Source organism: Saccharothrix sp. ALI-22-I (assembly GCF_001984175.1).
GTDB lineage: Bacteria > Actinomycetota > Actinomycetes > Mycobacteriales > Pseudonocardiaceae > Actinosynnema.
This window is the reverse complement of record NZ_MTQP01000059.1, coordinates 206,351-228,263: the sequence shown is the minus strand read 5'-3', so window position 1 is coordinate 228,263 and position 21,913 is coordinate 206,351. Positions and strand designations below refer to the sequence as shown.

Sequence of the window (21,913 nt, the reverse complement as noted above, 5' to 3'; positions counted from 1 at the left end):
GCGACGCGATGACCGAGGACGGGACCGGGCGGCACTCCGACGCCCCCACGACCGACAACAAGGTCACGACGGGGTCCCTGGGGGCGTCGGTCCAGGCCACTCAGGTCGACACGGTCAACATCCACCCGCCGGCCGCCAACCTCCACTCCTACCTGTGGGCTTTGTTGGGCGCTGTGCTCGTGCTGTGCGGGGTCGTCGTCATGGCGTGGGGGCTTCGGGATTCCGGCGTCGAAGGCACGGCCGACAGCGGCCCGACCGCGGTGGACAGCACTACCCGTGACCAGCCGACCACCACGACGGAGCCCACGACCACCGAGCCGACGACCACCACTCCCGAGCCCACGACCACCACCTCTCCCCCGCCCCGGCCCACCATCCCCGCCGCGGCTCCCGTCCAGGTGTGGTGGGAAGGCTCGGTGAAGCTGCTCGGGGACGGCGGCCCGCGCAGCGGCTGGTTCTTCGACTACCCCGAGCCGCAGGCGGGGTTCGCGGTCGGGGACCTCGCCTACGGCGACGCGACCTCCGTCACCAGCGACAAAGTGGCCGACTGGGAGGGCGACGTGCCACCGGGGCAAGCCCAGTGCGCCGATCTCCTGCGCGCCACCGCGGGGAACACCAGGGCGTCCGCCCGTCGGGGCAACACCTTCTGCTTCACCACGCGCGGCAAGCGGATCGGCTACGCCACGGTGACCGGCACGTCCCCCGCCGACCCGCTCGACCCGTCGATCTCGCTCCAGGTCGTCGTCTGGGACCTGCGCTGACGGGACCCGCGCCGACCTACCCCTGATCTACCGGGGCGTCCACTTCTCCAGGTTCCACCAGGGGCCCCACGACAGCGCGCCGTGCGCGTAGGGGTCCACGACCTCCTGGTAACCGTTCCAGTTCTCCCGGACCACGTACGTGTGCTGCACCGACGCCAGCACCACCATGCCGGGAGCCGCCGCGTACGCCCGCTGGAACTGCTTGTACGCCGCCGCCCGCTGCGCCGGGTCCAGCAGCGTGCGGCCGGTGTCGAGGGCGGCGTCGACCTGCGGGTTCGAGTAGCCCCACGGGTTGCCGGTGTGCAGCGGCCGGTAGGTCATCAGGTCCGGGTCGAACGGGGTGCCGCCGCCGTGCAGCAGGGCGTCCACGCCGAGCCGGGGCGTGACGGCCTCCCAGCTCAGCCCGGCCAGCTGCACGTCGATCCCGACCGCTTTGGCGTCCGCGGCGAACGCGGTGGCCAGGTCGGCGCGCACCACGTCCCCGATCGGGTACATCAGGGTGAACCGGGCCGGCACGCCGTCACGCGCACGCACGCCGTCCGCGCCGCGCACCCAGCCCGCCTGGTCCAGCAGCAGCTCGGCCTGCGCCTTGTCGTAGGCGAACCCGGCGCCGGTCTCCACGAACTCCGGCAGCGTGTCCGGCACCGGCGTGCTCGCCGGCCGGCCCTTGCCGCCCAGCAGGTTGTCGACCATGCCCTTGCGGTTGACCGCGTGGTTCAACGCCACCCGGATCGCGCTGTCACCCGTCACGGGGCCACCCGGCAGTGTGATGGCACGGAGGTCGGCGCTGCGGTGCGTGATCACCCGCATGCCGTTGACCGAGCCGAACGACGCGGCCAGCCGGGGCGGCAGCTCGGTGCCGTCGAACTCGCCCGCCTGCAGGCGCTGGGCGCGCGTGTTGTCGTCCGGCACGAACACCACGGTCACCTTGCGGACCTTCGGCTCGCCGCCGAAGTAGGAGGCGTTGGACTCCAGCACCATCCGGTCGCCCTTGCGCCAGTCCACCAGCTTGTAGGGGCCGGTGCCGACCGGCTTCACGTCCGCCAGCGGGCCGCCGAGCGCCTCGCTGGGCAGGATGCCGAGCACCAGCATGTGCGGGAACGCCGCCCACGGCCGGGCCAGCGTGAACCGGACCGTGCGCACGTCCAGCTGCTCCACGCCGGTCAGCTCCGCGTACGCGGCCCGTTCGGTCGTGCCCGACGCCGGGTCCAGCAACGCCCGGTAGGTCGCCACCACGTCCTCGGGGCCGAACGCCGTGCCGTCGGCGAACTTCACGTCCTCGCGCAGCTTCACCGTCCAGCTCAGCCCGTCCGCGCCGGGCGTGGGCGCGTCGACCGCGAGTTGGGGCCGCACCGAGCCGTCCGCGCGGTGCTCCACCAGGCCGTCGTACAGCTTGGACACGCCCTCGCGGCCGTAGCCGAGCAGCGGGTTCAGCGTGCCCGGTTCGACCGGATCGGCCAGCACGAGCGCGCTGTTGTCCGCCGTGCCCTCGGCGTTCGGTGTCGTCGTGCCCGTGCACCCCGCAGCGATGAGGACGGCTGCGACGACGATCGGGGGCAAGAGGGGGCGCACGAGTCCCGACACTACCTAGAGTGGGCTGCATGCGTGTCGCTCTCTGCCAGATCAACTCGTCCACGGACCCGGCGGCGAACCTCGACCTGGTGCGCTCGGAGACCAAGCGCGCGGCGGCCGGCGGTGCCCGCGTGGTCGTGTTCCCCGAGGCCACGATGTGCCGGTTCGGCGTGCCGCTGGGGCAGGTGGCCGAGCCCCTGGACGGGGTGTGGGCCAGCGTGGTGCGCGATATCGCCGACGAGCACGCCGTGGTCATCGTGGCGGGCATGTTCACGCCCGCGCCGGACGGCCGGGTGACGAACACCCTGCTGGTCACGGGCGGTGGCCACCACGTGGGTTACGACAAGATCCACCTGTTCGACGCGTTCGGGTTCACCGAGTCGCGCACGGTCGCGCCGGGCTCCGAGCCGGTGACCGTGGAGGTCGACGGCGTCACGCTCGGCCTGGCCACCTGCTACGACGTGCGGTTCCCCGAACTGTTCCGGGCGTTGGCGGACCGGGGCGCGACGGCCGTGCTGCTGTGCGCGTCGTGGGGCGCGGGGCCGGGCAAGCGGGAGCAGTGGGAGCTGCTGGTGCGGGCCAGGGCGCTGGACTGCACGTCGTGGGTGCTGGCCTGCGGCCAGGCCGATCCGCAGGTCGACCACGGCGGCGCGCCCACGGGCGTCGGCTTCAGCACGGTGGCCTCACCGCTGGGCGCGGTGGTCGAGCAGTTGGCCGGTGAGCCGGGCCAGATCCTGGTCGATGTGGACACCGACAGTGTCACGCGGGCGAGGCAGACGTTGCCGGTGCTGGCGAACCGCCGACTCTGAACCTCTTTCGCAGGACGTTCCCCACACGAATGGGCGGCAGCCGAATAGGTGCCCTGAGCGCCGGGAATCCCCCTCTAGACGTGCCACCACACGCGAAGGGGACCCTGGCCATGATCAACGAGGCCGACGTGGACCTCCTGTACGACTGCGAAGTGGTCGATGAGCACAACAAGCACATCGGCTCGGTGAAACAGGTCTGGCTCGACGAACAGAACGGCAGGCCGATCTGGGCCTCGGTGCGGACCGGCCGCCTGTTCGGCCACCGGGAGTCGTTCGTGCCGATCCAGGACGCGACCATGGCCAACGGCGTGATCATGGTGCCGGTGGACCGGCACCGGGTGAAGGACGCGCCGCGGATCGACGTGTCGGAGCAGTACCTGTCAAAGAAGCAGCAGGACGAGCTCTACGAGTACTACGGCATGACCCCGTCCCGCCGCGGCGGTGGCCCCGACCAGCCGGCGGACGGCGATCGGGCCGACACCAGGCCCATGCCGACCGCCACCCCGGAGCGGCACGGCCGCCATGAGGCCGCGCCGGACGAGTCGGTCACCCAGTACCTGGAAGACCTCGACGTCAGCGCCAGTGATGTGGAGTTCGGCCGGGTTCGGCTGGTCAAGCACGTCGTGACCGAGCGGGAGGACCCGTCCGCGCCGGTGACGCACGAGGAGGTCCGCGTCGTGCTCGAACCCGTCGAGGACGAGGCCGAGGTGACCGTGCCCGACCAGCAACCGGTGGTGGAGGAGCCGGTGGCGATCGAGCCGCTGGTCACGGAACAGGTGGACGTGCAGCCGGCGGACGTGCAGCCGGCGGACACGGAACCGGCGGACACGGAGCTGGGGATAGAGCTGCTGGACACGGAACCGGCGGACACGGAACCGGCGGACACGGAGCTGGCGGACACGGAGCTGGGGATGGAACCGGTGGACACGGAACCGGGGACGAAGCCGGTGGACACGGAACCGGGGATGGAACCGGTGGAACCGGTGGACGTGGAGCGCGACGACCGGACCAGGCGTCGCGACTCCTGAACAGGACGTGCCCGCGCCTCATGCCCCAGGCGCGGGTACGTCCCCTGTCCTCGACAGGTCAGCGCAGGTCAAGCCCCAGGTCGAGCGCCGGGGCGGAGTGCGTGAGGCCGCCGACGGCCAGGTAGTCCACGCCGGTCTCGGCGTAGGCCCGGGCCACGTCCAGCGTCAGCCCGCCGGACGCCTCCAGTCGGACCCCACCCTCCCGGGCACCCCCGGCCCGCCGCACCGCCTCCGCGCAGTCGGCGACGGTGAAGTTGTCCAGCAGCACCAGTTCCGCGCCCTCGACCACGGCTTCGTCGAGCTGGTCCAGCGAGTCGACCTCGACCTCGCACGCCAGGTGCGGCGCGTGGGCGCGCACGGCGGCCAACGCCGCCCGCACCGAACCCGCGGCCCGCACGTGGTTGTCCTTGATCAGCACGGCATCGCCGAGGCCGAGCCGGTGGTTGACGCCACCGCCGCGGCGCACCGCGTACTTCTCCAGCAGCCGCAGGCCCGGCAGGGTCTTGCGGGAATCCCGCACCCGCGCCCGGGTGCCGGCGATCTCGTCCACCCAGGCCGCGGTGAGCGTGGCCACGCCGGACAGGTGGCACAGCAGGTTCAACGCGGTGCGCTCGGCGGTGAGCAGGCCGCGCACCGGTCCGCGCAGGACCAGGGCGGGCTCGCCGGGCACGGCCTTGTCGCCGTCCTCCCGCCGTTCCAGCACCTCCACGTCGGTGACCTGGCGGAACACCTCCAGCGCCACCGGGATGCCCGCGAGCACACCGGCCGCGCGCGGCGTCAACTCGGCCACCGCCACCGCGTCGGCGGGCACGGTGGCCTCGGTCGTCGCGTCCGCGCCGTACCGCAGGTCTTCCTCCAACGCGGTCGCGATCACGCGGCGCACGTCGTCCATGTCGAGCTCGGTCATGCCACTCCCCTCGCCACCACGGGGTCGGCCAGCACCGGCTGGCCGGACGGATTGAGCCGGACCACCTGGCTGCGCGGCCACCACACGTCGTCCCGCTCGGTGAAATCGGTGCGGACGTGGCAGCCGCGCGACTCCTCGCGTTCCGCCGCCGCCGCGATCAACGCCCGCGCGGCCACGGTGAGCGCCGCGTCCTCCACCAGTTCCCGGGTGTCCAACTTGCGGTCCACTGTGGACAAGTCGAGCACCGAGCCGACCACGGCCAGGCCCTCGGCGTCACGGCCGATCGCCGCGTACCGGGACATGACGCGCTGCAACGAGTCCCGGGCCGCGACCGGCGCCGTCGGCAGCTCCACCGACCCCACGCCCGAGGCCGAGCAGCGGGCCAGCACGCCCAGCGCGAGGTCCGCCACCACCGCCTCGGCCGCCCGGGTGCCGACGACCAGGCCTTCGAGCAGGCTGTTGGACGCCAACCGGTTCGCGCCGTGCAGCCCGGTCCGGGCCACCTCGCCCGCCGCGTACAGGCCGGTCACGCCCGTTCGTCCGTCCACATCGGACACCACACCGCCGCAGGCGAAGTGCGCCGCAGGCGCCACCGGGATCGGTTGGCCGGCCGGGTCCACGCCCGCCGCCAGGCAGGCCGCGTGCACGGTCGGGAACCTGCGCGCGAAGTCGGAGATGCCGGTCGCGTCCAGGAACACGTGGTCGTCCACACCTCCGGGTGCGGCCGACATGTGCCGGGTGATGGCCGCGGCCACCACGTCCCGAGGAGCCAGGTCCTCCAACGGGTGCACGCCGCGCATGACCCGCGCGCCGGTCGCGTCGACCAGCACCGCGCCCTCGCCGCGCACCGCCTCGGTGACCAACGGGCACCGGCCACGCGCGCCGCGCCCGGTGTAGAGCACGGTCGGGTGGAACTGGACGAACTCGACGTCCGCCGCCACCGCGCCCGCGCGCAACGCCAGCGCCAGGCCGTCGCCGGTGGCCACCTCCGGGTTGGACGTGGCCTGGTAGAGCTGCCCGAGACCACCGCTGGCCAGCAGCACGGCCGGCGCGCTGAGCACGCCCGGCACACCGTTGCCGTCCAGCACGAGCAGCCCGCAGACCTGACCGAGCGGTGTGCGCGCCGCGTCCACGGCGACGTGCTGCTCCAGCACCGGCACCCGGCCGTCGGACGCCGCCGCCAACAACGCGCGCTCCACCTCCGCGCCGGTCGCGTCACCGCCCGCGTGCACCACCCGGAACGCGCTGTGCCCGCCCTCCCGCGTACGGGCCAGCCCACCGGTCGGCGCGGCGTCGAACACCGCGCCGCGCTCACGCAACCTGGCCACCGCCGCCGGACCACCCGCGATGATCGCCTCCACCGCGGCCTCGTCGCACAGCCCGGCGCCCGCGACCAACGTGTCGCGCACGTGCGCGTCGACCGTGTCGCCTTCGTCGTGCTCACCGGGCAGCACGACGGCCACGCCGCCCTGCGCCCAGCGGGTGTTGCCGTCCTCGCCGAAGGCCTTCGTCACGACCAGGACCCGCAGTCCCAGCTCACGCGCGCGCAGCGCCGCCGTCAGACCAGCCACACCCGTGCCGACCACGACAAGGTCGGCGCGGGCCTCCCACAGGGGTGTATTCACTCGCCGCCGCCGGGCTGGCCGATCTCGATCATGCGCTGCACCGCGCCCCGGGCCCGCTTGGCGGTCTCCAGGTCCACGTGCACTTCGTCCTTGCCCTCGCGCAGCCCGCGCAGCAGGGCGGTCGGCGTGATCATCTTCATGTACCGGCACGACGCCCGGTCGTTCACCGCCCGGAAGTCGATCTCCGGCGCGGCCCGGCGCAGCTGGTGCAGCATGCCGATCTCGGTGGCCACCAGCACCGACTTCGCGCTGGTCCGCCGCGCGGCGGTGATCATGTCGCCGGTCGAGAGGATCTTCACCTGCTCGCTGGGCACGATGCCCTCGCCCGCGAGGTAGAGCGCCGACGTGGCGCAGCCGCACTCGGGGTGGATGAACAGGTCGGCGTCCGGGTTCGCCGCCGCGCGCTCGGCCAGCTCCGGGCCGTTGATGCCCGCGTGGACGTGGCACTCGCCGGCCCAGATGTGCAGGTTCTCCCTGCCGGTCTCGCGCTTGACGTGCGCGCCGAGGAACTGGTCGGGCAGGAACAGCACCTCGCGGTCGGCCGGGATGGACCGCACCACGTCCACCGCGTTGGACGAGGTGCAGCAGATGTCGGTCTCCGCCTTCACCTCGGCCGTGGTGTTGACGTAGGAGACGACGACCGCGCCGGGGTGCTCGGCCTTCCACGCGCGCAGCTGGTCACCGGTGATCGAGTCGGCCAGCGAGCAGCCGGCCCGCTCGTCCGGGATGAGCACGGTCTTGTGCGGCGCGAGGATCTTGGCGGTCTCGGCCATGAAGTGCACGCCGCAGAACACGATGGTGGAGGCGTCACTCGCGGCCGCGATGCGGCTGAGCGCCAGCGAGTCACCGGTGTGGTGGGCGATGTCCTGGATCTCGGGCAGCTGGTAGTTGTGCGCGAGGATGACCGCGTCCCGCTTGCGCGCCAGCTCCAACACCTCGTCCCGCCAGGCGGCATCCGGCGCGATCCCGTCGTAGGCACCGTCCGAGGTTCGCTCCACGTAGGCGGTCGCGACCATGGGTTCCTCCCTTGAGCCAGGTTTTCGCCTACCGGGCGAAAACACGGCCGATAGTATCAGCCGAGTGGGACTGGCGGGACATGAGGTTTTGGCCGCGGTGCTCCAGGTGAGAGCCGGATCACTCCAGGTCATGCTGTGGGAGCGCGCCCGGGAACCACACGCTCACCGCTGGTCACTGCCCGGTGGCGGGCTGGGCGACCTGGAGGACGTCGAGGCCTCGATCCGCCGTCAGCTGGCGGAAAAAGTCGACGTGCGACAGTTGTCACACGTCGAGCAGCTGGCCGTGTTCAGCAACCCGAAGCGGGTCCCCGGACCGCGGGTCGTGGCGACCGCGTTCCTCGGTCTGGTGCCGTCGCACATCGACCCGGTGGTGCCGTCGGACACGGCGTGGCACCCGGTCGACGCGCTGCCCGCGACGGCGTTCGACCACGAGGCGATCTGCCGCCGTGCGCGGCACCGGTTGGCGTCGAAACTGTCGTACACGAACCTGGGGTTCGCGTTGGCGCCACCGGAGTTCACCATCTCCGCGTTGCGTTCGCTGTACTCGGCGGCCTTGGGGTACAAGGTGTCCGCGACGAACCTGCAACGGGTGCTGTCGCGGCGGGGACTGCTGGAGCCGACGGGCGGGACCGTGCAGCCCGGACCGTCCGGTGGCCGGCCGGCGGCGCTGTTCCGGTTCGTGTCGGGCGAGATGCGGGTGACCGATCCCTTCGCCGTGCTGCGGCCACCGTCCACCCGTAGTTTGAGTTCGTGACCGCGACGCTCCCCCTTTTCCCGCTGAGCACCGTGCTGCTGCCCGGGGCGTCCCTGCCGTTGCACGTGTTCGAGCCGAGGTACCGGCAGCTGACCGTCGACCTGGTGACGGGGGCCGTGCCCGAGCGGACGTTCGGCGTGGTGTCGATCAAGCAGGGGTGGGAGGTCGGGGCGGAGAACATCGAGGCGCTGCACCAGATCGGGTGCACGGCGGTGCTCCAGGAAGCGCGGCGGCTGCCGGACGGGCGGTTCGACCTGACCACCACGGGCGGTCGGCGGTTCCGGCTGCTGGCGGTGGACGAGGACAGCGCGCCCTACCTGGTCGGGTCGGTGGAGTGGCTGCCGGACACCCCCGCGCCGCCGGAGATCGAGGCGGTGCTGCCGTTGCTGGCGGACAGCGCGCGGGCGGCGCACGGCAGGTACCGGGAGGCGGCGCACCAGAGCGAGGGGCCTCGGCCGCCGGCGGTGGACACCGCGGTGGCCGACCTGGCGTACGCGTTGGCGGGCGACTGCCTGCTGACGTTGGAGGACCGGCAGCGACTGCTGGAGGAGACCTCGCCTGCCCGTCGGCTGCGCCTGGTGCGGAAAGTGCTGCACCGCGAGGCGGGCATTCTGGACGCGCTGGGCGCCGTGCCCGCGCCGTTGTCCGAATTGGGACACCTGCCGCATCGCAATTGACCGGCTTTAATCGCGGTGTAGGATATCGCGCATGAATACCATGCGCGCATTGCTGGACAGTGGCGCCCCTCTTGTCGCGGTCAGCTTCGGTGACGACGACAGCGAGCAGGCCGCCAAGGAAGCACTGTCTCTCGGGGTCGATATCGCCGAATTGCGCATCGACCGGTTCTCCCGAACCGATGTGGGCCACGTCCTGGAACAGGTTCACGCTTTCCGGGGTCTGCCGATTCTGGCGACCGTGCGTTCGGCCCACGAGGGCGGCGGGTGGAACGGCGCCGAGGAGGAGCGGCTTGAGCTGTTCAGGGCGGTCGCGTCGCTGGTCGACGCGGTGGACGTGGAACTGTCGTCGCGCCGGATCCTCGCCGATGTGATCGATTCCGCGCACGAGCACGGCGCGTTGGCGATCGTTTCCCACCACAATTTCGACAACACGCCGGAGCTCGACGAGCTCAAAGCGGTCGTGCGTGACGCCAAAGAGGCCGGAGCGGATATCGTCAAAGTCTCGACCATGGCGACGACCGGTGCCGATGTGAAAGTCCTGGCGTCACTGTTGCTGGACGCGGACGACACGGAGATGATCGTCATCGCAATGGGCGCGATCGGCACGGCGTCGCGGATCTTCTTTCCCGCTCTCGGTTCGCGGTTGACTTACACGTTCATCGGTCACCAGCCCACGTCGGGACAACTCGACTTCGCCGAGACCGTCGACCTGCTGCGCAAGTTCTACCCGTACTACGACCGGCGAAGGAGGTGAGAGCGCTCTCATGACGGTGAGGTGACGGGGGTGTTCACCTGTTGATTCGTCCCATTGCCCTCTAGTGGGATTGTTCAACAATCCTCTACGGTGTGCGGACGGCACCCCCTCACGGCTGCGAGGTGATCTCCGACATGAGCACCACGGACAGCACTACGGACAGCACCAGGACAGGCCCGTTCGCGTGGTTCCACACGCTGGGCCGCAACGGCAAGCGGGCCTTCGTCGGCGCGTTCGGCGGCTACGGCCTGGACTCCTACGACTTCCAGGTCCTCCCCCTGAGCCTGTTCGCCATCACCGCCTACTTCGGCATCACCAAGGGCGAAGCGGGCCTGCTCAACACCGTCACCCTCGTGGTCTCCGCCCTCGGCGGCGCGATCGCGGGCATCCTCGCGGACCGCATCGGCCGGGTCCGCACTCTCATGCTCACCGTCATCACCTACGCCGTCTTCACGGTGCTGTGCGGCTTCGCCACCAGCTACGAGATGCTGATGGTCTTCCGCGCCCTCCAGGGCCTGGGCTTCGGCGGTGAGTGGGCAGCCGGCGCGATCCTCGTCGCCGAGTACTGCAAACCCCAGTACCGCGGCCGGACCGTCGCGTTCATCCAGAGCTCCTGGGCCGTCGGCTGGGGCCTCAGCGTCATCGTCTACACCGTGGTGTTCAGCTTCGTGCCCCAGGACATGGCCTGGCGGGTGCTGTTCTGGACCGGCGCGATCCCCGCGCTGCTCATCTTCTACGTCCGCCGCAACGTCAAGGACGCCCCGAAGGCCGAGCGGGCGCTCAAGACCAGCGCGCGCAAAGGCAGTTTCAAGGAGATCTTCCGAGGGGACCTGGGCCGCACCACGATGTTCGCCGCGCTGCTGGCCACCGGTGTCCAAGGCGGCTACTACACGCTGGCCAGCTGGGTGCCGACGTTCCTCAAGACCGAACGCGGCCTCAGCGTCGTCGGCACCGGCGGCTACCTGGCCCTGCTGATCAGCGGCGCGTTCGCGGGCTACATCACCGGCGGCTTCCTGACCGACCGCCTCGGCCGCAAGCGCACGTTCACCCTGTTCGCGGTGCTCAGCGCCATCCTCATCGTGCTGTACACCCAGATACCGGCGGGCGCCAACGGGCTGATCCTGCTGGTCACGTTCCCGCTCGGGTTCACCACGTCGGCGATCTTCAGCGGCTTCGGCTCGTTCCTGGCCGAGCTGTACCCGACGGAGCTGCGCGGCACCGGCCAGGGCTTCACCTACAACTTCGGCCGCGCGGTCGGCGCGCTGTTCCCCACCCTGGTGGGATTCCTGTCGGAGAGCATGGGCGTCGGCGGCGCGATGATCTTCGGCGCGGCGGGCTACGGCATCGCCGTCGTGGCCCTCCTCGGCCTCCCGGAGACGAAGGGTGTGGAGCTGAATTGACCGCAGCGATGACACCGGAACAGGTGCGCCGGAACCACCGGGGCCCGACGGCCGGGCTCGCGCCCGGCTACGCCCAGGCCAACCTGATCGCCGTCCCGCAGGACTGGGCCTACGACGTCCTGCTGTTCACCCAGCGCAACCCGAAACCGTGCCCGGTCCTGGACGTCACCGACGTGGGCAGCACCAGCACGGTCCTGGCCGGCAACGCCGACCTCATGCGCGACCTGCCCCGCTACCGGATCTGGGAGCACGGCGAGCTGAAGGAGGAGCCGCCCGACGCGTCCGTGTACTGGCAGGACGACCTGGTCGCGTTCCTCATCGGGTGCAGCTTCACGTTCGAGTCCGCGCTGAAGCAGGCGGACGTCCCGCTCCGGTACGTCGAGCAGGGGCGCAACGTCCCGATGTACGTCACCGATCGCGAGTGCCGCCCGGCGGGCCGCCTGCACGGCCCGATGGTGGTGTCGATGCGCTACATCCCCGCCGACCTGGTGGACACGGCGATCCGGGTCACCGCCCGCATGCCCGCCGTCCACGGCGCCCCGGTGCACGTGGGCGATCCGCGGGCGCTGGGCATCGAGGACCTGGACCAGCCGGACTTCGGCGACCGCACCGAGCCGCACGAGGGCGACGTGCCGGTCTACTGGGCGTGCGGCGTGACACCGCAGGCCGCGGTGATGGCGTCGAAACCGCCGTTCGCGATCACCCACGCGCCGGGGCACATGTTCGTCACCGACGTGCCCGACACGCAGTACCAGCTCTGACCGGCCGGCTCTAACCCAGCCGACGGCCGAGGTCGTCCAACCCGTTCCACGCGGCCAGGCAGCCGTACGCCAGCGCCGTGCCCAAGGGCCACGCCAGCAAGCCCCACCACGTCTCCAGCACCGGGGCCAAGGCGAGCACGTCACCCACCTCGGGCGCGGCGCCGACGGCGTACCTGCCGGCGGCCGACCCGGTGCCGGTCAGCTGGGCCAGGTAGGCCGCCACCACCGAACCGAGTGCGGCCGCCAGCATCACCACCGGCCCGCGCCGTTCCCGCAGCATCCACACCGCGATACCGGTGATCACCCCGGCGGCCAGCCCCATCAGCACGAACAGCATCAGCCCGTCGAGCCGGTGGTAGCTCTCACCGGTCACCGGGATCATCGCCCCGTCCTGCTGCACCACCACGTTCTGCGGCGGCGCGAGCCACGCCCACAACCACCCCGCGGGCAGCCCGAACAGCGAGATCGCGGACAGCACGGAGAACGCGGGCAGCAGGTCGCGCTTCACCACTACCCGTGGCCGTTGCACCACGTAGTAGTAGTCGAAGTCCGGCGCGGGTGGCACCCGAACGGGCATCGCCCGCTCGTCCACCGGTTGCTCCGCCACCCGACGACCTCCCTGCACCCGTGACCAGATGCAGGGCAGGTTACCGCGCTGAGGTGATCTCGCCGTGACGGCTGCACGCAGCGGTCCAGCCGGCGGGCGTCACCTGCACCACCATCCGGCGCGCGCACTCCCCGCAGAACCTCGGCGGGTCGATCACACCGAGCCGCGAGGCGCACGCCGAATGGTCTCCCTCGGCGCGCGCCTTGCCGCAATATCCGCAATACGCCACAGCATCCAGCCCGACAGAATCCACCTCGGTGGTCACAGGGTCTTGCTCAGTTCCTTGATCGGCATGGACAGCTCGTCCAGCATGTCGAGGTCGTCCTGGGCCGGGCGGCCGAGGTTGGTCAGGTAGTTGCCGACGATGATCGCGTTGATGCCGCCGAGCATGCCCTGCTTGGCGCCGAGGTCGCCGAAGGTCAGCTCACGGCCGCCGGCGAAGCGCAGGATCGTGCGCGGCAGGGCGAGCCGGAACGCGCCGACGGCCCGCAGCGCGTCGGGGCCCTCCACGACCGGGTAGTTCTCGTACGGGGTGCCGGGGTTGGGGATGAGGAAGTTCAGCGGCACCTCGTCGGGCTCCAGCGCGGCCAGCTGCACGGCGAACTCGGCGCGCTGCGCCAGCGTCTCCCCCATGCCGATGATGCCGCCGCAGCAGACCTCCATGCCCGCGGCGCGGATCATCTTCAGCGTGTCCCACCGCTCCTCCCACGAGTGCGTGGTGACCACGTTGGGGAAGTGCGAGCGGGCCGTCTCCAGGTTGTGGTTGTAGCGGTGGACGCCCATGTCCACCAGCTCGTCCACCTGCTCCTGGGTGAGCATGCCGAGCGAGCACGCGATCTGGATGTCGTTGCCGTCCTCGCGGATGGCCTTGATGCCGTCCCGCACCTGCGACAGCAGCCGCTTGTCCGGTCCGCGCACGGCGGCGACGATGCAGAACTCGGTGGCGCCGGTCTCGGCGGTCTGCCGGGCCGCCTTCACCAGACCGGGGATGTCCAGCCACGCCGAGCGCACCGGCGAGGGGAACTGCCCGGACTGGGAGCAGAAGTGGCAGTCCTCGGGGCAGCCGCCGGTCTTCAGCGACACGATGCCCTCGACCTCGACCTCCGGGCCGCACCAGCGCATGCGCACCGCGTGCGCCAGCTCCAGCAGGTCCGGAATCCGCTCGTCGGGCAGCTGGAGGACTTCGAGCACCTGCTCCTCGGACAGTCCGACGCCCTGCTCCAGCACCTGCGCGCGGGCGACGCTGAGGACATCGAGCTGTTCAGGGGCTGCGGTCACGACTTCTCCTCGGGGAACTCCGGCGGTCATCCGCCGTGCAGTCTGCCGCACGGACCCGGGGCCGACCCAGCGACGTACATCACGGGTTCGGTCGACACATGGGGTCAGCAGGTGTGCGGAGCGGCGAACTTCTCCGGGTCGAAGGTGCCGCCGAACCACGGCGACAGGCCTTCGCGGGCCATCTCCACGAACTCCGACCGGTCCAGCGCCGCCGCGCCGTCGGGCAGCACGCCCAGCAGCGGCGCGCCCGCGGCCTCGGGCAGGTCGACCAGGTTGGTGCGGGTGGCCAGGTCGGGCGCGGCGGGCCAGCGGCCCACCACCACGCCGACGGATTCCAGGCCGCGGCGGAGCACGGCTTCGGCGGTCAGCGCGGTCATGTTCAACGTGCCGAGGCCGGCGTGCGCGACGAGCAGCACCGGGGCGTTGAGCGCCCACGCGGCGTCGGCGATGGTCGAGCCCGCGTCGTCGAACCGGACCAGCAGCCCGCCCGCGCCCTCGACCAGCACGAGGTCGTGCGTCTCGTCCAGCGCCACGGCCGCCGCGGCGACTTCGCTGGGGTGCAGGGTGGGCAGCCCGGACCGGCGCGCGGCCGTGGCCGGCGCCAGCGGTTCGGGATATCGGCGCAGCTCACGAGTGGTGACCGGACCCACGAGTCGGACCACCTCGGCGAGGTCGCCCGGCTCGCCGTCGGCGACACCGGTCTGCGCGGGCTTGAGCACGGCGACTCGCCGACCGTCGGCGACGGCCAGCGCCGCCAGGGCGGCGACGACCACCGTCTTGCCGACCTCGGTGCCCGTGCCGGTGATCACGAGGACGCTCACGGGCACCCACCCTAGGCCTGTACGGAGCGTGGCGGGTGACCACGTTCTACAGTCACCGCTATGGGTGAGATCGTTCTGTACGGCGCGAACTGGTGTGGTGACTGCCGGCGTGCCAAGGCGTGGCTGCGGGAGCACGAAGTGCCCTTCACGGAGGTCGACGTCGAACACGACGACGCGGCCCGCGACCGCGCGATCGAGATCGCCGGTGGGCGCAAGAACATCCCGGTGATCGTGCTGCCCGACGGCCGGGTGCTGGTCGAGCCGACGAACACCGACCTCGCCGCCGCGGTGGAGCTCTGAGGTGGGCAAGGCGAACAGACGCAAGCGGCGGCAGGCGGCGGCCCAGAGCAAGCGCGGCCAAGCGTGGGCAGAGCAGTGGACAGAACAAGAGCAGGCCCGCCGCGCCGCGCGGGCGGCCACCAAGCCGAAGGCGGACCCGAACTGGTTCCAGCGGCAGAAGGTCGGCACGCAGGTCCTCGTCGTCCTGGGAGCCGTCGTCGCGGCGGTGGGCGGGCACTTCGTCCTGTGGGGCTCGGTGTTCCCGGTCCTGGGCGAGGCGGTAGGCCGGGTGCCGGTCGTGTCGACGGTGGTCGGCTGGCTGTTCGGCGGCGGCGCGTTCATGGCCTGGGGTGTGGTGGGCGTCAACCACGCCACCGCGAAGCCGGGGACGAAGGCGGGGCTCCAGGTCGTCGCCTGGTCGTGGACGGTGGTCGCGGTGATGCTCTTCCCGACCGAGTACGCCAACGACGTCTCGCTGCCGGTGGACTTCTGGGCGGGCGTGTACGCGGGTGCGTACGGCGTGATCATGTCGCCGTTGGCGCTCATCGTGGCCGGGCTGGGTTGGTGGCTGCTGGTCAACAAGCTGTTCGGGTACAAGAAGGAGCTGGGCCACCAGGCCTTCGGCTGGATCTGCGTCGGTTACGCGACCCTGCTGCTGATCTGGGGCTCAACCCTGCTGCGCATGTGACGCCTCGGCCGCGGCGACGACCGCGGCGCTGATCGCGGCCACGTCGTCGTCGGTGCTGACGAACGGCGGCATGGTGTAGATCAGGTCCCGGAACGGCCGCAGCCACACGCCGTGGTCGACGGCCGCGGCGGTGGCGGCGGCCATGTCCACCGGGTGGTCGAGCTGCACGACGCCGATCGCGCCGAGCACCCGCACGTCACCGGGCGCCTGCGCCAGCCCGGACCGCAACCCGGCCTCGATCCGCCGCACCGACGCCCGCCAGTCCTGCGAGAGCAGCAGGTCGGTGGACGCCAGCGCCACCGCCGAGGCCAGCGGGTTGCCCATGAACGTCGGGCCGTGCGCCAGCACGGGCACCTCACCGCGCGAGATGCCGTCCGCCACGCGCGAGGTGCACAACGTGGCCGCCATGGACAGGTAACCGCCGGTCAGCGCCTTGCCCAGGCACATGATGTCGGGGCTGACCGCGGCGTGGCCGGCGGCGAACAGCTCGCCGGTGCGACCGAAGCCGGTGGCGATCTCGTCGAAGATCAGCAGCACGTCGTGCGCCAGCGTCAGCTCGCGCAGCACGTGCAGGTAGCGCGGGTCGTGGAAGCGCATCCCGCCCGCGCCCTGCACGACCGGCTCCACGATGACCGCGGCCAGCTCGTCGGCGTGCGCCTCGATCAGGTCCGCCAGCTCCTGGACGTACGCGGTCTCCAGGTCGCGCGGCGGCGCGGACGCGAACACCTGGTCCGGCAGCACGCCCCGCCACAGCGAGTGCATCCCGCCCTCCGGATCGCACACGGCCATCGGCTGGAACGTGTCGCCGTGGTACCCGCCGCGCCAGGTGAGCAGCCGCCGCTTCTCCGGCCGCTTCCGGGAACGCCAGTACTGCAACGCCATCTTGATCGCGACCTCGACCGACACCGACCCCGAGTCGCACAGGAACACGTGCTGCAACGGCTCGGGCGTGATCTCCACCAGCCGCGCCGACAACGCCACCGCGGGCTCGTGGGTCAGGCCGCCGAACATCACGTGGCTCATCCGGCCGAGCTGGTCGCGCACCGCGGCGTCGAGCACCGGGTGCCGGTAGCCGTGGATCGCGGCCCACCACGACGACATGCCGTCGACCAGCTCGCGCCCGTCGTCCAGCCGGAGCCGGACACCCTCCGCCGACGAGACCACGAGCGGCTGGTGGGTGCCCGGCATCGGGCCGTACGGGTGCCAGACGTGCGCCTGGTCCAGTTTCAGCAGCTCATCGCGGTCCACGGGGCGTCAGGCTAACCGGCAGCGAGTGGAGCCCGCGAATGAGCGCGCCCGACCGCCACCGCAGCGAGTCCGGCTCCGCCGCCGGGGTGAGGTCGAACCGGTCCAGCAGCGACCCGACCGCGATCTCGCCCTCCATCCGGGCCAGCGGCGCGCCCAGGCAGTAGTGCACGCCGTGGCCGAACGCCAGGTGCCCGCCGGCGGGCCGGGTGATGTCGAACCGGTCCGCGTCCGGGAACCGGGACTCGTCGCGGTTGCCGCCGCTCAGCGACACCACCACCACGCTGTCCTTCGGGATGAGCACGTCACCCAGTTCGACGTCCTCGGTGGTGTAGCGGAACGTGGCCTGGTTGACCGGGCTCTCGTAGCGCAGGAACTCCTCCACCGCGCCGGGCAGCAGCGACCGGTCGGCGCGCAGCTTGTCCAGCTGCTCGGGGTTGCGCATCAGGTGGTAGACGCCGTTGGCGATCAGGTTGACCGTCGTCTCGTGCCCGGCCACCAGGAGCAGGAACGCCATGGCGATCAGCTCCATCTGGTCGAGCTGGTCGCCGTCCTCGCTGGCGTGCACCAGCGCCGAGAAGAAGTCGTCACCGGGGTTGGCCCGCTTGTGCTCGACCAGCCGCGACAGGTAGCCCGCCATCTGGGCGCCGGCCTCCTGCACGGCCTGCACGTCCGGACCGCCCCCGACCAGCACGTTCGACCACACGCGGAACTCGTCGCGCTCGTCCATCGGCACGTCGAGCATCTCGCAGATGACCGTGATGGGCAGCGGGAACGCCAGCGCGTCGATCAGGTCCACCTCGGACTGCCCGGCCATCTCGTCGAGCAGCCGGTCGGTGATCTCCTGGATGCGGGGCCGCAGCTGCTCGACCCGCCGGGCGGTGAACGCCTTGGTGACGAGCTTGCGCAGCCGGGTGTGGCCCGGCGGGTCCATGTTCAGCATGTGCTGCACCAGGGACTGGTCGAACGTGATCGGCTGGTCGCCCGCGACCCGGTTGCGCTCCATGACCTCCGGGAAGCGCTCGAAGTGCTTGCTGAACCGCGGGTCGGCGAGCGCCAGCCGGCCTTCCTCGTACCGGGTGACGAGCCAGGCCTTCGTGCCGCGCGGCAACACGATCTCGGTCGCCGCCGCCTGCTCGCGCAGCTTGGCGTGGTAGGAGTGCGGGTCGGCGTAGTACTCCTCGCCCAGCACGTCCAGACCGGCGATCTGTTCCCCCAAGGGAATCCCTCCTCGTTTGAGTAAACCCTGTTTACTCAAACGATCCGAGACTCCCTCGTGTCCCCGAACCGGGTCGATGTCACCCGATCAGCCCAAGCACCCCGGTCCGAGCAGAGCCTTCAGATCACCCATGAGGGACGGCGTGGGCGTGACCCGGAGCGCGTCGTCCAGCTTCAGCAACGTGTTGCGGCTGCTGTTGATGACCAGGTTGAGGTGCACCTCGGTGGTGCCGGGGTGCGCGGAGAGGACTTCCTTCAACGACGTCACCAGTTTCGGGTCGCACCGCGACGCCGACACTTTCAGCTTCAACGCCTGCGCGCCCAACTCCGACAGGTCCGGCACGACCAGGTCGTTGGCGATCAGCGAGATCCGGTCCTCCCGCTTCGCCACCCGCGCCTTGACCAGCACGATCGCGTCCTCGGCCACCTGCATGCCGTGGACCATGTAGCTCTTGGGGAAGAACAGCACCTCGATGCCACCGGCCAGGTCCTCCAGCATCGCCGACGCCCACGGCTCGCCGTTCTTGTTCACCCGGCGGGTGACCGTCGAGAGGATGCCGCCCAGCGTGACCTGCGTGCCGTCGGGCACGTCGCCTTCCAGGATGCGCGCGATCGAAGTGTCCGAATAGGACCCCAGCACCTGTTCCACACCGTTGAGCGGGTGGCCGGACACGTACAGGCCCAGCATCTCCCGCTCCAGCGTGAGCTGGTGCTTGGACTCCCAGTGCTCGTCGGGGATCTTCACGTCGAACACCGAGGCGCCGTCACCGTCGCCGCTGCCGTCGCCGAACAGGTCGAACTGGCCGCGCGCCTCTTCCTTCTTGGTCAGCATGATCGCGTCGACCGCCTCGACGTGGACCATGTGCAGGCCCTTGCGCGGGTGGCCGAGCGAGTCGAACGCGCCCGCCTTGATCAGCGATTCGACGACCTTCTTGTTGCACGCCTGGACGTCGACCTTGCGCAGGAAGTCGGAGAAGTCGGCGAACTTCCCCTTCTCCTTGCGGGTCTTGATGATCGCGTCGACCACGTTCGCGCCGACGTTGCGGATCGCGCCCAGGCCGAACCGGATGTCGTTGCCGACCGCGACGAACTCCCGCTCGGACGCGTTGACGTCCGGCGGCAGCACCGTGATGCCCATCCGGCGGCACTCGGCCAGGTAGACGGCCGACTTGTCCTTGTTGTCCGAGTTCGTGGTCAGCAGCGCGGCCATGTACTCGCCGGGGTAGTTGGCCTTGAGGTACGCGGTCCAGTACGCGATCAGGCCGTACGCGGCGGAGTGCGCCTTGTTGAACGCGTAGTCCGCGAACGGGACCAGGATGTCCCACAGGGTCTTGATCGCCTCGGGCGAGTAGCCGTTGGCCACCATGCCCGCCTCGAAACCCTTGTACTCCTTGTCGAGGATCTCCTTCTTCTTCTTGCCCATCGCGCGGCGGAGCAGGTCCGCTTGGGCCAGCGTGTAGCCCGCCACCTTCCGCGCGATCGCCATGACCTGCTCCTGGTACACGATCAACCCGTAGGTCGTGTCCAGGATCTCGGCCAGCGGCTCTTCCAGCTGGGGGTGGATCGGCGTGATCTCCTGCTGCTTGTTCTTGCGCAGCGCGTAGTTCGTGTGCGAGTTCGCGCCCATCGGACCCGGCCGGTACAGCGCGATGACGGCCGAGACGTCCTCGAAGTTGTCCGGGCGCATGAGCCGCAGCAGGTCGCGCAGGGCGCCACCGTCGAGCTGGAACACGCCCAGCGTGTCGCCGCGGCCCAGCAGCTCGTAGGTCTTGCGGTCGTCGAGGGGGACGGTGGTGATGTCGACGTCGCCCTTGCCGTTGAGCGCGATGTTCTTCAGCGCGTCGTCGATCGTGGTCAGGTTGCTCAGGCCGAGGAAGTCCATCTTCAGCAGGCCGAGCGTCTCGCACGTCGGGTAGTCGAACTGGGTGATGATCGACCCGTCCTGCGGGCGCTTCCAGACCGGGATGTGGTCCGTCAGCGGCTCCGCGGACATGATCACCGCGCAGGCGTGCACGCCCGCGTTGCGGATCAGGCCCTCCAGTCCGCGTCCGGTGTCGATGATCTCCTTGACCTGCGGGTCGGTCTCGTACAGCGCGCGCACCTCGGCGGCCTCGGAGTACCGCTTGTGCTGCGGGTCGAACACGCCGGCCAGCGGGATGTCCTTGCCCATCACGGCGGGCGGCATGGCCTTGGAGATCCGGTCGGCCACCGCGTACCCCGGCTGCCCGTACAGCACGCGGGCGGAGTCCTTGATCGCGGCCTTCGCCTTGATCGTGCCGAAGGTGATCACCTGGGCGACCTTGTCGACGCCCCACTTCTCGGTGACGTACCGGATCACGTCACCGCGCCGGCGCTCGTCGAAGTCGATGTCGATGTCGGGCGGGCTGACCCGGTCCGGGTTCAGGAACCGCTCGAAGATCAGGCCGTGCGCCAGCGGGTCGAGGTCGGTGATGCCCATCGCGTACGCGATCAGCGCGCCCGCGGCGGAACCACGACCGGGGCCGACGCGGATGCCGTTGGCCTTGGCCCAGTTGATGAAGTCGGCGACCACCAGGAAGTAGGACGGGAAGCCCATCTGGAGGATGACGTCGATCTCGAACTCGACCTGCTTCTCGTGGATCTCGTCCACGCCCTCCGGGAACCGGCGGCGCATGCCCGCCCAGACCTCTTCCCGGAAGTACTCCGCCTCCGACTGCCCGCCCGGCGTCGGGTAGCGCGGCATCAGGTTGTGGAACGCGAACATGCCGGTCGTGTCGACCTTCTCGGCCACCAGCAGGGTGTTGCGGCACCCCTCCTGCCAGGCGTCGGACGAGTCGATCGCGCGCATCTCGTCCGGCGACTTCAGGTGGTAGCCCGTGCCGTCGAACTTGAACCGGTTCGGGTCCTGCAGCGTCTTGCCGGTCTGCACGCACAGCAGCGCCGCGTGCGCGTCGCGGTCCTCGGAGTAGGTGTAGTGCGAGTCGTTGGTCACCACGAACGGGATGCTGAGCTTCTTGGCGATGTCCAACAGGCCGCCCCGGACCCGGCTCTCGATCTCGATGCCGTGGTCCATCAGCTCGACGAAGAAGTTCTCCGCGCCGTAGATGTCGCGCCACTTCGCGGCGGCCTCCAGGGCCTCCTTCTCGTGGCCGAGCCGCAGCCGTGTCTGCACCTCGCCGGACGGGCAGCCGGTCGTCGCCATCAGCCCCGCCGAGTGCTCGGCGATCAGCTCGGCGTCCATCCGGGGCCACTTGCCCAGCTGGCCCTCGGTGGAGGCCCGGCTGGACATCTTCATCAGGTTGTGCAGGCCCTCGTTCGTCCGGGCCCAGATGGTCTGGTGGGTGTACGCGCCGCTGGCGGAGACGTCGTCGGCCTTCTGCCCCGGGTCGCCCCACAGCACGCGCTTCTTGTTGAAGCGCGACTCCGGCGCCAGGTACGCCTCGATACCGATGACCGGCTTGATGCCCGCGGCGGTCGCCTGCCGGTAGAAGTCGTACGCGCCGTACATGTTGCCGTGGTCGGTGATCGCGGCGGCGGGCATGCCCATCCGCTCGCACTCGGCGAACATGTCCTTCAGCTTCGCCGCGCCATCGAGCATCGAGTACTCGGTGTGCACGTGGAGGTGCACAAACGAGTCGGACACCCAAACCCCCCTGAAGATCGCAGCGGGCCCGGGACTGGAATCGCTCGGGCAAGACTCACCTGACCCTATAACGCCATTCGGGCCGGTTCAC

21 protein-coding genes are annotated in these 21,913 nt (G+C 70.7%); 10 read left to right on the top strand and 11 right to left on the bottom strand.

Annotated elements, in window-relative coordinates; translation table 11 throughout:
- Positions 1-8: 8 nt before the first annotated feature.
- Positions 9-761: a hypothetical protein gene (locus ALI22I_RS19450; RefSeq protein ID WP_077006927.1), complete on the top strand. Its 753-nt coding sequence runs from the start codon at positions 9-11 to the stop codon at positions 759-761.
- Positions 762-788: 27 nt separating this feature from the next.
- Here ALI22I_RS19450 and ALI22I_RS19445 read toward each other — a convergent pair whose 3' ends face one another.
- Positions 789-2,333 (bottom strand): ABC transporter substrate-binding protein, encoded by a 1,545-nt coding sequence (locus ALI22I_RS19445; RefSeq protein WP_238598447.1) that lies wholly within the window; start codon positions 2,331-2,333, stop codon positions 789-791.
- A gap of 29 nt (positions 2,334-2,362) precedes the next feature.
- Here ALI22I_RS19445 and ALI22I_RS19440 point away from each other — a divergent pair, with 29 nt between their 5' ends.
- A complete protein-coding gene (locus ALI22I_RS19440; protein WP_077006925.1) occupies positions 2,363-3,142 on the top strand; it encodes a carbon-nitrogen hydrolase family protein in 780 nt (259 codons plus the stop codon).
- A 110-nt stretch (positions 3,143-3,252) separates the two neighbouring features.
- A complete protein-coding gene (locus ALI22I_RS19435) occupies positions 3,253-4,170 on the top strand; it encodes a PRC-barrel domain-containing protein (RefSeq protein ID WP_077006924.1) in 918 nt (305 codons plus the stop codon).
- A gap of 58 nt (positions 4,171-4,228) precedes the next feature.
- On the opposite strand, the gene nadC is transcribed toward ALI22I_RS19435, so the two are convergent.
- From nadC to nadA, 3 genes are read right to left on the bottom strand one after another with little or no spacing between them, the layout of a single operon-like run.
- Entirely contained in the window at positions 4,229-5,077 is an 849-nt protein-coding gene (nadC, locus tag ALI22I_RS19430; protein WP_077006923.1) for a carboxylating nicotinate-nucleotide diphosphorylase, read from the bottom strand.
- Positions 5,074-6,702, bottom strand: a complete 1,629-nt coding sequence (locus ALI22I_RS19425; RefSeq protein ID WP_077006922.1) for an L-aspartate oxidase — start codon at positions 6,700-6,702, stop codon at positions 5,074-5,076. The genes nadC and ALI22I_RS19425 overlap by 4 nt, the downstream gene beginning before the upstream one ends.
- Complete coding sequence (gene nadA / locus ALI22I_RS19420; RefSeq protein ID WP_077006921.1) at positions 6,699-7,718, bottom strand: quinolinate synthase NadA; 1,020 nt, start codon at positions 7,716-7,718, stop codon at positions 6,699-6,701. The genes ALI22I_RS19425 and nadA overlap by 4 nt, the downstream gene beginning before the upstream one ends.
- Before the next feature lie 97 nt (positions 7,719-7,815).
- On the opposite strand from nadA, the gene ALI22I_RS19415 reads away from it, so the two are divergent.
- The 5 genes from ALI22I_RS19415 to ALI22I_RS19395 all read left to right on the top strand — a co-directional run bounded on the left by ALI22I_RS19415 (position 7,816) and on the right by ALI22I_RS19395 (position 12,064).
- Complete coding sequence (locus tag ALI22I_RS19415; RefSeq protein ID WP_083751855.1) at positions 7,816-8,472, top strand: NUDIX hydrolase; 657 nt, start codon at positions 7,816-7,818, stop codon at positions 8,470-8,472.
- Positions 8,469-9,149 (top strand): LON peptidase substrate-binding domain-containing protein, encoded by a 681-nt coding sequence (locus ALI22I_RS19410; RefSeq protein ID WP_077006919.1) that lies wholly within the window; start codon positions 8,469-8,471, stop codon positions 9,147-9,149. Before ALI22I_RS19415 ends, ALI22I_RS19410 begins: the two co-directional genes overlap by 4 nt.
- 31 nt (positions 9,150-9,180) lie before the next feature.
- Positions 9,181-9,903, top strand: a complete 723-nt coding sequence (aroD, locus tag ALI22I_RS19405) for a type I 3-dehydroquinate dehydratase (RefSeq protein WP_083751839.1) — start codon at positions 9,181-9,183, stop codon at positions 9,901-9,903.
- Between the two features lie 134 nt (positions 9,904-10,037).
- Positions 10,038-11,303, top strand: a complete 1,266-nt coding sequence (locus ALI22I_RS19400) for an MFS transporter (RefSeq protein ID WP_077006990.1) — start codon at positions 10,038-10,040, stop codon at positions 11,301-11,303.
- Positions 11,304-11,311: 8 nt separating this feature from the next.
- A complete protein-coding gene (locus ALI22I_RS19395) occupies positions 11,312-12,064 on the top strand; it encodes a putative hydro-lyase (protein ID WP_077006917.1) in 753 nt (250 codons plus the stop codon).
- 10 nt (positions 12,065-12,074) lie between these two features.
- Here the strand turns inward: ALI22I_RS19395 and ALI22I_RS19390 are convergent, their stop codons facing one another.
- The 4 genes from ALI22I_RS19390 to bioD form a co-directional block, all read right to left on the bottom strand.
- The gene (locus ALI22I_RS19390) at positions 12,075-12,671 is read right to left on the bottom strand and encodes a DUF2567 domain-containing protein (RefSeq protein ID WP_077006916.1); all 597 of its coding nucleotides are present in this window, start codon (positions 12,669-12,671) and stop codon (positions 12,075-12,077) included.
- Positions 12,672-12,711: 40 nt separating this feature from the next.
- Positions 12,712-12,936: a biotin synthase auxiliary protein BsaP gene (gene bsaP, locus ALI22I_RS19385; protein WP_238598446.1), complete on the bottom strand. Its 225-nt coding sequence runs from the start codon at positions 12,934-12,936 to the stop codon at positions 12,712-12,714.
- Positions 12,933-13,979: a biotin synthase BioB gene (bioB, locus tag ALI22I_RS19380; RefSeq protein WP_443216947.1), complete on the bottom strand. Its 1,047-nt coding sequence runs from the start codon at positions 13,977-13,979 to the stop codon at positions 12,933-12,935. Before bioB ends, bsaP begins: the two co-directional genes overlap by 4 nt.
- Positions 13,980-14,053: 74 nt before the next feature.
- On the bottom strand, positions 14,054-14,770 hold the full coding sequence (gene bioD / locus ALI22I_RS19375; RefSeq protein ID WP_077006988.1) for a dethiobiotin synthase: 717 nt from the start codon (positions 14,768-14,770) through the stop codon (positions 14,054-14,056).
- 60 nt (positions 14,771-14,830) lie between these two features.
- On the opposite strand from bioD, the gene ALI22I_RS19370 reads away from it, so the two are divergent.
- On the top strand, positions 14,831-15,070 hold the full coding sequence (locus ALI22I_RS19370; protein WP_077006914.1) for a glutaredoxin family protein: 240 nt from the start codon (positions 14,831-14,833) through the stop codon (positions 15,068-15,070).
- A 1-nt stretch (position 15,071) separates the two neighbouring features.
- The gene (locus tag ALI22I_RS19365; protein ID WP_077006913.1) at positions 15,072-15,737 is read left to right on the top strand and encodes a hypothetical protein; all 666 of its coding nucleotides are present in this window, start codon (positions 15,072-15,074) and stop codon (positions 15,735-15,737) included.
- Here the strand turns inward: ALI22I_RS19365 and ALI22I_RS19360 are convergent.
- The 3 genes from ALI22I_RS19360 to dnaE form a co-directional block, all read right to left on the bottom strand.
- A complete protein-coding gene (locus ALI22I_RS19360) occupies positions 15,717-16,985 on the bottom strand; it encodes an adenosylmethionine--8-amino-7-oxononanoate transaminase (protein WP_077006912.1) in 1,269 nt (422 codons plus the stop codon). The genes ALI22I_RS19365 and ALI22I_RS19360 overlap by 21 nt on opposite strands.
- Positions 16,972-18,201 (bottom strand): cytochrome P450 family protein, encoded by a 1,230-nt coding sequence (locus tag ALI22I_RS19355; protein ID WP_238598445.1) that lies wholly within the window; start codon positions 18,199-18,201, stop codon positions 16,972-16,974. The genes ALI22I_RS19360 and ALI22I_RS19355 overlap by 14 nt, the downstream gene beginning before the upstream one ends.
- Positions 18,202-18,288: 87 nt before the next feature.
- Positions 18,289-21,822, bottom strand: a complete 3,534-nt coding sequence (gene dnaE, locus ALI22I_RS19350; RefSeq protein WP_077006911.1) for a DNA polymerase III subunit alpha — start codon at positions 21,820-21,822, stop codon at positions 18,289-18,291.
- Positions 21,823-21,913: the final 91 nt, after the last annotated feature.